At 56.9% G+C, this 13,114-nt stretch carries 9 protein-coding genes; 1 reads left to right on the plus strand and 8 read right to left on the minus strand.

What is annotated here, in order from left to right; genetic code table 11:
- Window positions 1-12 precede the first annotated feature (12 nt).
- The 6 genes from ATO10_RS10480 to ATO10_RS10505 all read right to left on the minus strand — a co-directional run bounded on the left by ATO10_RS10480 (window position 13) and on the right by ATO10_RS10505 (window position 7,459).
- Window positions 13-1,338 carry an FMN-binding glutamate synthase family protein gene (locus ATO10_RS10480; RefSeq protein ID WP_035251242.1) on the minus strand — a complete coding sequence of 442 codons (1,326 nt, stop codon included), beginning with the start codon at window positions 1,336-1,338 and terminating at the stop codon, window positions 13-15.
- 11 nt (window positions 1,339-1,349) lie between these two features.
- On the minus strand, window positions 1,350-2,036 hold the full coding sequence (locus ATO10_RS10485; protein WP_081806493.1) for a GltB/FmdC/FwdC-like GXGXG domain-containing protein: 687 nt from the start codon (window positions 2,034-2,036) through the stop codon (window positions 1,350-1,352).
- Window positions 2,037-2,040: 4 nt separating this feature from the next.
- Complete coding sequence (locus ATO10_RS10490) at window positions 2,041-2,931, minus strand: class II glutamine amidotransferase (protein ID WP_035251244.1); 891 nt, start codon at window positions 2,929-2,931, stop codon at window positions 2,041-2,043.
- Window positions 2,932-3,123: 192 nt separating this feature from the next.
- Window positions 3,124-3,759: a helix-turn-helix domain-containing protein gene (locus ATO10_RS10495; protein WP_035251246.1), complete on the minus strand. Its 636-nt coding sequence runs from the start codon at window positions 3,757-3,759 to the stop codon at window positions 3,124-3,126.
- Between the two features lie 527 nt (window positions 3,760-4,286).
- Entirely contained in the window at window positions 4,287-6,545 is a 2,259-nt protein-coding gene (locus ATO10_RS10500; RefSeq protein ID WP_035251248.1) for a response regulator, read from the minus strand.
- Between the two features lie 17 nt (window positions 6,546-6,562).
- Complete coding sequence (locus tag ATO10_RS10505) at window positions 6,563-7,459, minus strand: PhnD/SsuA/transferrin family substrate-binding protein (RefSeq protein ID WP_081806494.1); 897 nt, start codon at window positions 7,457-7,459, stop codon at window positions 6,563-6,565.
- A 239-nt stretch (window positions 7,460-7,698) separates the two neighbouring features.
- On the opposite strand from ATO10_RS10505, the gene ATO10_RS10510 reads away from it, so the two are divergent.
- On the plus strand, window positions 7,699-11,736 hold the full coding sequence (locus tag ATO10_RS10510) for a PEP/pyruvate-binding domain-containing protein (RefSeq protein ID WP_081806495.1): 4,038 nt from the start codon (window positions 7,699-7,701) through the stop codon (window positions 11,734-11,736).
- Window positions 11,737-11,793: 57 nt separating this feature from the next.
- Here the strand turns inward: ATO10_RS10510 and ATO10_RS15990 are convergent, their stop codons facing one another.
- The gene (locus ATO10_RS15990) at window positions 11,794-12,675 is read right to left on the minus strand and encodes a substrate-binding periplasmic protein (protein WP_051598082.1); all 882 of its coding nucleotides are present in this window, start codon (window positions 12,673-12,675) and stop codon (window positions 11,794-11,796) included.
- On the minus strand, window positions 12,666-13,046 hold the full coding sequence (locus ATO10_RS10520; RefSeq protein WP_051598083.1) for a c-type cytochrome: 381 nt from the start codon (window positions 13,044-13,046) through the stop codon (window positions 12,666-12,668). Before ATO10_RS10520 ends, ATO10_RS15990 begins: the two co-directional genes overlap by 10 nt.
- Between the last annotated feature and the right edge of the window lie 68 nt (window positions 13,047-13,114).

Here is a 13,114-nt window from a genome sequence, read left to right on the forward strand (position 1 = left end):
CTTCCCGTTTGTTTAGAAACCCGGTTTTCCGGGGTACCAGTTGGTGCCCGCCAGCGGGACCTGCGCCATGGCAGCCGCCTCCATTGTCAGGGCACACAGGTCCTCGGGTTCGAGGTTATGAACGTGGCTCTTGCCGCAGGCGCGGGCCAAAGTCTGACACTCAAGGGTCAATACATTCAGATAGTTACGCAGCTTTCGCCCCGCGATTTCCGGGTCCAGACGGGCCATCAGATCGGGGTCTTGGGTGGTGATACCCGCCGGGTCCTGACCTTCGTGCCAATCGTCATAGGCACCGGTGGTCGACCCCAGTTTCTGATACTCGGCTTCCCATTTGGGGTCGTTGTCCCCCAGCGCCACCAACGCCGCCGTCCCGACCGAAACCGCATCCGCGCCCAACGCCAGCGCCTTGGCCACATCCGCGCCGGTGCGAATACCGCCCGAAATAATCAGCTGCACCTTGCGATGCATGCCCAGATCCTGCAACGCCTGCACGGCGGGGCGGATACAGGCCAGCGTGGGTTGGCCAACATGTTCGATGAACACGTCCTGCGTGGCCGCAGTGCCCCCCTGCATGCCATCCAGTACAACCACGTCAGCGCCCGCTTTCACGGCCAGTGCAACGTCGTAATAGGGGCGCGCGCCGCCCACTTTGATGTAGATGGGTTTTTCCCAGTTGGTGATCTCGCGCAGTTCCAGAATCTTGATTTCCAAATCATCGGGGCCGGTCCAGTCGGGGTGACGACAGGCCGAGCGCTGGTCGATCCCTTCGGGCAGATCGCGCATACCGGCGACACGTTCGGTGATCTTCTGGCCCAGCAGCATACCACCGCCGCCTGGTTTGGCGCCCTGCCCCACGACGATCTCAATCGCATCGGCGCGACGCAGATCATCGGGGTTCATGCCATAGCGGCTGGGCAGGTACTGATAGACCAGCTTTTCAGAGTGACCGCGCTCTTCCTCGGTCATGCCACCGTCACCGGTAGTGGTAGACGTACCCGCCATGGTCGCACCACGGCCCAAGGCCTCTTTGGCGGGGCCAGACAGCGAGCCAAAAGACATCCCCGCAATGGTGATCGGGATTTTCAGCTCGATCGGCTTTTTGGCAAAGCGGGTGCCCAGCGTGACGCTGGTTTCGCATTTCTCGCGATAGCCTTCTAACGGATAGCGGCTCATTGAAGCACCAAGGAACAGCAGGTCATCAAAATGCGGTACGCGGCGTTTGGCGCCACCGCCCCGGATGTCATAGATGCCGGTCGCCGCGGCGCGCCTAATTTCCGAGTTGGTCTCGTTGCTGAACGTCCAGGATTGGCGCGGCATCGTGTTGGGTGTGTGGTCCATGTCGCGATCCTTTAGTATTCGTCGGCGTGATCAATGTTGAAATTATAAAGCTTGCGGGCCGAGCCATAGCGTTTGAACTCTTCGGGCTTGGCATCCGCACCCGTTTTGGCCAGCAGATCGGCCAACAGTTCGATATGCTCGGGGCGCATCTCTTTCTCGATACAGTCTGCCCCCAGCGATTTCACATCGCCGCGCACGAACAAGCGGGCCTCGTACAGGCTGTCGCCAAGCGCGTCGCCCGCGTCGCCCAACACCACAAGATTGCCCTTTTGCGCCATGAAAGCCGACATATGGCCGATGTTGCCATGCACCACGATGTCGATGCCCTTCATCGAAATGCCGCAGCGGCTTGAGGCGTTCCCCTTGATGTTCAGCAGCCCGCCGTGGCCCGTTGCACCGGCGTATTGGCTGGCGTCCCCTTCAATGGTCACGACACCCGACATCATGTTTTCCGCCACCCCCGGCCCGGTAGAGCCGGTCACGGTAATCGCGGCCTCTTTGTTCATACCCGCGCAGTAGTATCCGGTGGAGCCCTGCACGGTCACTTCCAGCGGGCCGTCCAGACCGCAGGCAATCGCGTGACTTCCACGGGTGTTGGTGATGGTATAGGCCTCGTTCGCTTGCGCCTTTGCGGCCGCTTGCAGCGTGGTGTTGACCTCGCGCAGCTCAACCTGCGCCATATCCAGCGTGATGCTCATTGGCTTAACGCTCCCAGAAGTAGACAGTTGCGGGTTCAGGCTCCCAGACGCGGGCGCCGTCAATATCGGGAAGGTCTGCAAAAGCGCGGTATTCACTGGCAAAGGCGACATAATCGTCGGTTTCGGCCATCACTGCAGGCTTACAGGCGATTGGGTCGCGCACGACGCCAAAGCCGTTCTTAGTGCCTGTAACGAAAGTGAAAAAACCGTCCAGATCGTCCAGAGTGCCTTCCAGCGCTTCCCCCAGGCTGGCACCATCTGCGATGCGCGAGCTGATATAAGCCGCGCCCACTTCGGTATCGTTTTCCGAGCGCGTCATGACGCCCTTTTGTGCCAAAACGCGACGCATTTGGTTGTGGTTCGACAGCGATCCGTTGTGCACCAGGCACTGGTCATCAGCGGTCGAAAACGGGTGCGCGCCCATGGTGGTGACGGCACTTTCGGTGGCCATGCGGGTGTGTCCGATGCCGTGGCTTCCACCCATGTCGCGCAGGCCAAAGCGGGCGGCAACGTCCTTAGGTAGGCCAACTTCCTTGTAGATTTCCATCGACGCGCCCGAGCCCATGATGCGCAGGCCCTTTTCTTCCAACAGGGAAATTGCCTTTTCTTCTGCCTCAGCCGGGAGGCTCAGCACGGCGTGCGTGTCTAGAATTTTCATGGTCACCGGCGCATCCAGATCGGCGCTTAGGTCATTGTCCAGATCAGCAAATGCCATCTTCGGGGTATCCGACTGAACGGAAATTTTTACGCGGCCGCTGACCTCATCGCCATAAATCGCGATGCCGGCGCTGTCAGGGCCGCGATCCGTCATGGTGATTAACATATCGGTCAGCAACCCCCCTAGTTTGGGCCGCAGTTCGTCCTTCTTCAGGAACAGGCCAACAATGCCACACATGGCGCCTCCTATCAGGTTGTCTTCCTCGGCCCAGCCGATAAAGCATGACTAATAGGAAATGTTATTTCTTTTCAAGAAAGTTTTTATCCCCGCTGGAATAATTCCTCGATGTACCGGCATGTTCACAAGATACCAGTCCGAACGCTCAAAAACGCAGCCAAGCGCTTAATTTTTGCTCATTTCAGGCAGGAATCAGAGCTGCTGAGGATAGGAGATGATCGACAGATAGCGCGCTGGAAGACTCACGATTTCCTCAGGTCCATGCGGGGCGTCGGCATCAAACATCAAGGTGTCGCCTGCTTCCAGAACATAGATCTGATCGCCGTGCCGGTAGTGCACACACCCTTCCAACATATACAGCGTCTCGATTCCATCATGCTGGAACGTCGGAAACCGTTCGCTCGCATCGGTCAGCGTGATCAAATAAGGTTCCACAACGACGCCGGAATTGTTCGAGCCAATGTGCCCAAGCAGCTTGTATTGATGTCCTGCGCGGGTGCCTGCACGATCAATTTCGACCCCGTCTCCTGACTTCACATGCATACAGCCGCGCTCTTCTTCATAGCCGGAAAATAGCTGTACCAGAGGCACTTTCAATGCGTGCGCCAACATCGAAATTGTATTTAACGACGGGGAAATCACGCCGTTTTCAATTTTGGATAACATACCGACCGACACGCCGGTCTTGGCCGCCAAATCAGCCCCTGTCATGCGTTGCCTTTTGCGAAGCTCACGAACCTGGCGGCCAATTGCCACTTCAAGGTTCTTTTCACGCCCCTCGCGCAATACGTGGGGATCTTGCTGCAGTATCTTATCGCTTTTAACCAACGGTTTTCAGTCCCTTTATCGCTGTTCAGCGTCGTTATGTCGAAGCTCTGACTTGGTCGATAAAGCTTTCGGAGGCTTTAGAAGCCTTCTCCCCGGCAGCAAATGTGCCAAACCTTCTTGCAAGTCTCATCATCCGATTGCGAACCAGAGCGAAAGAAGTTGCATGTTCTTTCGCCAAACATGTCGACATATGACTTGGGTCGTTTGCAAAGCTTCAGGCTGTATATTCCTCTAAAGAAAATTCTTTGACCACAACAAAATTGCTTGGCGCTGCCCCCCTGATCTGGTTGGACCGCATTGCCAGATGCAGATTAGCCATGCCCAACCACCCAAGTACTTCTTTTCGCGTCAATGTTCTTTGCGTTTAAAAACAGGGAGCTTTCAGGAGCTCTTAACCTGCAGGTAGCTAAACCCCTGCTGAAAAAATTATTCGATATCCCTAAGGAGAGAGGAGCCTTCACGCCACATACATTGCGCTAAGCACCTCTCTCGGATTGGGCAAATTTGTTGGTCAGGAGAACGTCGGCTTAGGTCGCCCCGGCCGTTGCGACAGGGGCAGTCCATTTTTGAATGGCGTCCATGAGCGCGGTCTTGCGAACGGGTTTTGTTAAGAAGTCATCCATCCCGGCTTGCAGGCACCTGTCTTTGTCCTCTTTCAGGACGTTCGCCGTCAAAGCGACTATTGGGCAGTGGCCCGAGGGATGCTTCATCTCCAGGTCCCGAATAGCATGGGTTGCCTCAAACCCATCCATCTGAGGCATCGAAATATCCATCAACACCATATCGGGTTGTAGCTTTTCAAACTTGTCGAGCGCCTGCTGACCATCGTCTGCAAAAGTAATGGAAAATCCGGCATTCTTCAGCATGGACTTGACGATCAGTTGGTTGGTCTTGTTGTCTTCCGCAACAAGAATTTTGATGTCGCCGCTTTCCATCTGGTGGTCTTCCGGGTGTTGGGGGCTCGCCTCTTTTGAAGCGTGTAGCGCCCCCGACATTGCCTGCTGCAGCCGCGCCGCGCGCACCGGTTTTTGCAAAACGCGGGCGTTGATTTCCTGTTTGGTTGCAGCAGATATGGGTTGGTCAATCGAAGAAAGGACAATCAAAGGAGTCTGCGCGTAGGCATCTATCTTGCGAATGTGGTGTGCCAGCTCTTCGCCGTCCATGCCGGGCATTTGATAATCCTGAATGATAAAGTCGAACCGGCTGGATGTGTCTTTCAGAATATCCAGCGCTTCCGCGCCCGAGGCCGCAAGACAGGTCTCAACTTTCCAATTGGCAAGTCGCTCTTCCAGAATGCGCCGGTTGAGCTCCAGATCGTCGACCACCAACACGCGCAGACCTTTCAGGTCGGGCAACTCTATTATGCTATTGGCAGGGGCTTTATCACTTTGGGGTAAGGAGAGCTGAATCGTAAAGGTTGAGCCTTGGCCAAGTTGCGACTTAACCGATATTCTCCCCCCCATCAGCTCCATCAAACGCGCTGAAATCGCAAGGCCTAGTCCGGTCCCCTCAAACCGTCGGTTCCGAGAAGTGTCTGCCTGTTCGAACTCACTGAAAATATGCTCAATCTGATTTTCAGGAATGCCGACTCCAGTATCTTGGATATCTATTTTCAAACTTGTTCCACCGGGCCCGTTCTGCCCGCTGACATCAATCAGCACATACCCTTTCTGGGTAAACTTCACGGCGTTTCCGGCGATATTGGTAATGACCTGACGTATGCGCCCGACATCGCCCTCGAATACTGTAGGCAGTTCAGGGTCATAGCGCAGTGTAAGCTCTACGTTTTTTTCGCTCGCTTTTGTTGAAAGCAGCGTGATGACATCTTCGAGAGAGGTCTGCAGATCAAAGGGAGCCTTCTCCAGCTCCATTTTGCCAGACTCAATCTTCGAGAAATTCAGAATGTCATTGATAATCGTCAGCAAGGCCGCGCCAGACTTAGATATTGTCTCAGCATACATACGCTGGTCTTCATCAAGCTGCGTCTCTTGCATCAATTCCGCCATGCCGATGACGCCGTTCATAGGGGTACGTATTTCATGGCTCATGTTGGCCAGAAAATCTGATTTCGCACGGCTGGCCTGCAAGGCTTTTTCTCGCGCCTCTTCTAACGCCTTTTCGCGCTCGTCGCGTTCTTCCAGCGTGTTTTCCAAGACCGAAACCGAGAAATCCAGCGCTTTGAACTCTCGTGAAACATAGCCGGGCAACGGGCGGTGCGGGTGATGTTCACCGGCGATAACAGCCGACATCCGTCCGTGTATCCGAGACAGGGGGCGTAAAGACAACAGGTTGGTCACCGCCAGCACCAAGAATGACAGGACCATAACTGTGACCACAATCGTTACCTGAGTGCGGCGCACATTTGCGTCAATCGACGCCTGACCCTGCGCGGTGGACCATTCGACCTCCATCTGGCCGAAAGCTTCTCCCTCAACAATGATGTCGCGAAGGAACTGCCGCGAGGGCGTGTCACTGTCGGACAAAACCCGGGTTTCGCGCGCGATTTCGCGACCGTTCGGGTTGCGGATCGACAACGCAAGGAGTTTGGGGTTTCGCGCCAGAGCCTCCTGCATGGCGGTCTGTAGAACCGGGGTGTCTTCGACGATAATCGGTTCTACCATCAGGCCACTGATCAAAGACACCGTCAGGTCCGCCTGAGCCAGAAGGTCTTCGTTCATTCGCCGAATTTCGGCCCGCCGCTCATAGTCGCCAACCACCGCCGTAACCAGAAAGGCGGCCAGGGCCATAGCAAGGGCGATCTGCGCGTTTATTCCCATATTCTTCATGCGTTGTCTCGCCTTGCTCAGAACATTCGGCTGCGTTCCATGGCGTCACGGACAAAATCGTAATCCGTATCCGCCCCCGTCGTGAAACCATCTTTCGCGATAGACCCCAGGATTTCAGGGTCGGTGGTGTTCATGATCACTTGCTGCATCGCCGACAGGACTTCGGGCGACATGTTTGAACTTGCGAGCCAGGGCTTGGTGACATTGTCAAACTTGAACAAAGCCTTGATTGGCACACCGGACTGAACCATTTTTTTGAAGGTACTTTCCTTCAGTGCGCCCGCCGTGAAATTACCTGCCCCTACGGCAGCGCCGACACGGTCGTGCCGACCCAGAAATTCGAACCGTTCAAGGTCCTGTCCGTACACTCCCGCTTCGATCAGATGGCTTTGCGCCAGATACCGCCCGATGGTTGATAGTTCATCCCCAAAGGCAAAGCTGCGCTGAGCAAGCTCTTGAAGGGATTCAATGTCACTGTCGGCATGGACCGCGATCACACCCTTAAAGCGCTTTTCGCCCTTTTTAAGCTCCATTGCCACAATCTGGATGTCGCTGTTGCGGGCGTGCGCAGTGATATATGACGCTGGCCCGAAACGGGAAAAATCAATTGCGCCTGTCGCCAGATGATCAATGCTTTCTTCGTACTCTTTCGCGATTTTCATTTTGATCGAAACCGGCTCACCCAGAATTTCCGTCATGCCAGCGGCGACATGATCCAGAAAGGGTTTGAACTTGCGCACCGTTTCGGTCGGCTTATCCGCAGCATAGGTCCCAAAGATCAGGTTGATGTCCGCCAAAGCGGGTTGGGCACACAGCCCCAGAAACACAGCCGCAACGGCAGGTCGCAATCGCCTGACCAGCGTGTATTTCAACGTTGCGGATATTGACGTCTTCTGAGTATGCGGATCGTTCATCGGTTTTCCTCAGCTTGATGCCCCAGCCAGCGACCGGAACACGAATTGATTTGCAAGATTTCCGATTGGTGTCAGATCGAGGAAAAGAAAAAGTTAATCAGGCAGTGCAATCTATAGGATTGTAACGATTTTGTTTTTCCGGCATCCGACGCATTAACCAACTGTTTTGTAAACTATTTATTAACTTTAAATAACAACTAATAATTGAATCAATTTATTGATGGGGCGCGGAAATTGAAATGACACAGTCGAACAAACAGAGAACTTTAAGATTCAGAAGTACCTTCTTTCTTGCGGCAGCTCTGGGTGCTGCGGCGGGGTTATCTCCAACCAGTGCGGTGGCGATCCCGTCACCAGAGCTGGTGATTGGATCGGTTTCCTCACTGTCGCAGGTCTTTGCAGTTGGCTTTGCGGCCGTCACCGGTGCCGGCGCCCTTGTGGCCAAACGGTTGGGAATCCAGCCCGCCTCTGTGGGAAAAGCATCTGGATTGTGGCGCCGCGCCGTGGCCGTTCTTGCGTTGTTGACGCTGGGATTGGGCGCGCTGAACATCTGGCAATTCAACACTCAGCGCAGCGCGGAACTTAACCGCCTGCAGGCAACCCTGACACGCCCCGCACAAGGGAGCGGGGCGAAAATATTAGATGCCAATCTCAAGGAAACCAGCTTCTCCAAGCAGAACAACAGCCCTTTGGCCATGACCACGGCCCAAGCACAAAGCTTGCTGACGTCAGACTCGGGTAAAGACACGTTGTTTTTCGACGTGCGCGAAACCGGCGAGAATAAGATGGGCACCCTGCCCGGCGCCGAGCATGTGCGGTATCCGGATTTCCTGAATGCCGACATGGCGTTAGAGGGCAAACAGGTGGTTCTGTTTTGCCACAACGGCAATCGTAGTTCCGAAACCTGCGCCGAACTGGCGGCGCGCGGAATTGATTGCCGCTTCATCGCAGGTGGTATCGAAAAGTGGATCGTCGAAGGGCGCGCCTTTAGTGATCTGAATGTTAAATCCCTGTCGGATTTGCGCGCCTTGCCGGATTATCCCAACAAGAACGTGCTGCTGAACACCAAACAGTTTACCAAGCTGATCAACACTGACATTCAGATCGTCGACACCCGGTACCCCGGAGATTTCGAAAGTGGTCACCTCCCCGGTGCGATCAACATCCCGCTGCGCGCGCTGCCAACGGCAGAGTTGCAGCAACGCATTGCGGCCCTGGCTGACAAACCCACCGTTGCCGCTTGCTATGACCGGCGCAGCTGCTTCATGGCTCAGGTTCTTGGGCTGGAAATGTCAGACGCCGGGATTGAGTTCCTGGGGCGCTACACCACGCCATGGGACTATTTCGAAGCCCCGCCGGTAAAACCTCATGTCGAGGAATGGCTGGCGGCGCAATCCATGGGCCCCTGGCAGAGTGCGATTGATGGGCTGGCGGCAGCTCTGGCTTGGGTCGCTAAACACAGCCACTTGGTTGTTGGGCTGTTTGCCCTGTCGCTTGCGTCTCGGCTGATGGTCCTGCCGATCGCGCTGAAATCAGAACGCGACCAGCTGACAACGGCCAGACATGCGGATGAGCTTGCGGCGCTGAAGGAAAGCCTGCGCGATGATCCGACACGACGCGCCCGCGCGGTTCAGCAGTTCTATGCTGACAAAGGTCTGACACCGATGCGCAACATGATGGCGCTGTTGTTCCTGCCGTTGATGATGCTGGGCCTGTCCGCAACACAGCAGGCATCAACCCAATTGGGGGGCAGCTTCCTATGGATCCGTGATCTGGGCGTGCCTGATCCGCTTTTTGCCGCACCGCTGATCTTTACGCTGCTGGCCTGCGTCTATCTGCACTGGGCCATGGCCAAAACCAAACGTCAGGCCATCCTGTGGTGGGCGCTTGGTGGACCGGCGATGTTCGCCCTGGTGTTCCAACTGGCTGCCGCGGGCAACGTGTACCTGTGTTTCAGCCTTGGCCTGTTGCTGTTGCAACGCGCCTATGTCACCGGGCATTTCTCGGGCCTGAGCGCGCAATTCAAACCCGTTTTGGAGCGCCTGCGTGAACGCGGCGACATCCACGGCGTTTTCCCCCTGCACCGCACCGATGCTCTCAGCCAGTCAGGCAACAAGTCTTACCGCCTTTCCATCATGAAAAACGCGGGGCTGCCGGTACCCGATGGCCTGGTGGTCCGAACCGAGGCCGTCGAAGCCTACTCCAACATGTCCACGCCACAAAAAGAGCAGTTCTCGGATCAGGTCTGGCGGATGATCGAACAGCCCTGCGCCGTGCGCAGCTCGGCCGCCGGAGAGGATGGCGAGGATCAAAGCTTTGCCGGGGTGTTTGACAGTGTTCTGAACGTACAGGGCGATGCCATGCGCCCGGCGCTGGATGCGGTGGTTGATAGTTTCTCATCGGCGCGCGCCCAAAGCTATGACACCGACACTGAAAATGGCCACGATGGCAATATCCTGATCCAGCAAATGGTCAGCGCAGAATATGCCGGGGTGTTGTTTACCAAGGATCCGGCGGCGCCCGGGCTGATGATGGTGGAAATGGTGCAAGGCTGCGGCGATGATCTGGTCTCGGGCCGGGTGACACCGCAAAGCCTGCGCTTTGGCCGCTATACGCTGACTGCCGCGGATGACGAAACACCGCCGGTCGATCTGACCCCGCTGTTGCAAATGGCACGACAGATCGAAGCCATCTTTGGACGCCCGCAAGATATCGAATGGGCTTATGCCGACGGCGCATTCAAACTGCTACAAAGCCGGGACATCACCACGTTGGGGCAAGGAAGCCCCGCAGAGCAGGCGCGGATCAACGAGTGGGAGCGGATACTGGCTGCCTATGCCGATCACCCCAGTGATACAGTTGTGTTGGAACAGGACGAAATGGCCGAGCTCCTGCCCTGCCCAACACCTTTGTCCTTCTCGCTCATGGCATCGCTTTGGGCTCCGGGGGGCAGTCTGGACATGGCCTGCCGTCAGCTTCGTCTGGAATACAACCTGCCCGAAGGGCGCCCCGGCCATCTGGTCAACCTGTTTGGCAGTACCTACGTGGACCGCCAGCTGAAAGAGAAAATGGCGCTGCGCTTGAATAGCGCCAAAGCGCGTCAATTGCACCGCGAGGCCCTGAGCACACTGCACAGGTTCCGCCAGGAAGTGGTTCCCGAGCTGCACGAAACCATGGCCGTATGGCGCGCGATCGACTTTGGCGCCCTGCCCGCGCATCAGATTTTGGTCAGCATCGCCAAGCTGCGCAAGAAACTGCTGCGCGAAGCCTATGTCGAGGCGGAAAAGATCAACATCCTGGCCAGCTTCACCATGACCGAGGCCGAACAGGCGACCAAGGATGATCCTGATGCACGCAAACGGCTGATGAACCCGGTTCTGCCCCACGCGCCGCTCAATCAGATCAATGCCTGCGCGACGCTGAAGGGCGAGGCCCAACAACGCGCCCTTATGAACCTGATGGGGCATCGCGCGATCTTTGACTATGAACTCAGCGAACCGCGCTATGCTGAGGCGCCCGAACTTCTGGCTCCGATGCTGGAAACCGCGGCAACCGCCCCCGAGGTCCACGCCATGGACACCCAGATTGACCCGCATGATCCCGTGTCGCTGGCCATCGCCTTTCAGGACCTGAAGGAACATGCCAAGCACGAAGTTCTGCATTTGGTGGCCTTGCTGCGCCATGCCACGCTGGCATTGGCCGAAAAAACCGGGATGGACGATTTGATCTTCTATCTGACCATGGACGAGCTTCTGTGTCTGGATCTGGCAGATACCACAGCCCTGCATGCCAAGGCTGAAGCCCGGCGCGCGCAGGCGCTGTCGCTGCTGCCACATGCGATCCGGCAGGTATCCTTGACACTGCACGACATAGAGCGCCTGTCAGCTCCCGAAAACCTGCGCGGCGGCGGGTCAGCGGAAGGGCTGGGCGGCACCTGCGTGTCCGGCGACGCGCCGTCGAAAGGGCGGGTTTTCGTGGCCGATGAAACGGCCCAAACCACCGCGCAGGCCTTTGAAGGATTTCAGGATGGGGACGTGATTGTCTGCCGGATGATCAACCCTGCGTGGCTGCCCTATCTGCAGCGTTCAAACGGGGTGCTCAGCGAAGTCGGTGGATGGCTCAGCCACATGGCCATTCTGGCGCGCGAAAAGGGCATTCCCATGTTGGTGCGCTGCAGCGGGCTTGAGTCGCTTGAAACCGGTCAGCGGGTGCGACTGGACCCCGATGGCACCATTGAACTTGTGGCAGAGCAAACCACACGGCTTAAATCCGCCTGACGCGCCCTCAACCAGCGGGGCGACCCGCTGGTTCATGCCCCTGTTTCGCTCAGAGGGTTACTTGGCAGATTGCTCCAACTCTTCGCGATTGCGTCGCGCAAGGTCTTCGAGCTCTTCAACGATATCCTTGCGCACCGAAACCGAGTCTGGCTCGGATATTTCGTCAGGAACCCGCGCATAGGGGTTGTCAAACTCAGCGCTCAGGGTCTGGCCATATCGCGCCAGAATGGCCTGCAGACGCCCGTCATCGCGCATCTTGGCCGCGATCTCGTGATAGTCGGCCTCGTCCAGAGCATCGGTGTGCCGCAACGCGATGGTCAGAGGATAATGGCTTGTCACGTCCAGAATGTCGGTGGACAGGGCAAACAGCGCAGCACCGGGGCGATCATGGCGATACCAGTCAAGCGCGACGCTGCTGACCACGCCTGCGTCAAGCTCGCCGGACTCGATCGCCTGCAAAATCGCGACTTCGGATTTATAGGCGACGCGCGGATCCGCGCCGATCTCAAGCAACTTGAAATGCGCCAACGAGGCACTGGGCACTGCCACCACCTTGTCGCTCAGGTCCTCAAACGCCACATCCCGGGGGGGGCCGGCGAAGACCAGGATCACCTGAACATCTGTCAGGGCCTGCAGATAGCGCAGGAAGCTTGCGGGTTTGGGGTCGCGGGCAACGCCCAACATCAGGTCGCAATCGGTATAGCGCGCCTGATAGCCAGCCCAAATCCACTCCACGCTCAGCCGCACACCCAGCTCTTTGGCAATCTCCTGAGCGATCTCCATCTGAAAGCCGGGGCGATCCCCGATACCGGATATCGGCATGGCGTTCTTGTTGGCGCATACAATCAGTTGCCCTGACTGTCGGATCCCATCCAAATCCCGGGCGGCGGCTGGTGCACAAAGCATCAGCGCCACCAGAAAAGCGCGGATCAGCTGCATGAGTCCAGCAAGCCAAGCGATGAAATATACCCGACCAATTCCCAGCGTTTTTCGTCCGAAAAGTGATCCCAAGGCGGCATGAAATACGACCCGCTTTCCAACCCGTTGGAAATGACGTCGAACAGATAGTCAGGGTCAAAATCGCGGCATTGCAGTTTCTTGTGCTTGCCGCCGATCCCTTCAGCGCCGTGGCAATAGCTGCAGTTCTGGGCAAAACGCAGCTTGCCGTTTTCAATGTGAGCCGGGTCCGTCAGATCAATCATCTGGACAGGCTGCGTGGCTTGCGTCCCGGTTCCGATGGCGGAAGGCGCGGCGGCGGCCAGAAGAAGGCAGGCCGAGGCGCCAAGGGCTGTCATTGTGATGCGGGTCATGTGTCTACTCTTTGGTGTTCGCGATCCAAAAGACGCGGCGCCCCGAACAGGCGCCGCGCGGTTTCTTG

The sequence above is a fragment of the Actibacterium atlanticum genome (genome assembly GCF_000671395.1).
GTDB classification, from domain to species: Bacteria; Pseudomonadota; Alphaproteobacteria; order Rhodobacterales; family Rhodobacteraceae; genus Actibacterium_D; species Actibacterium_D atlanticum.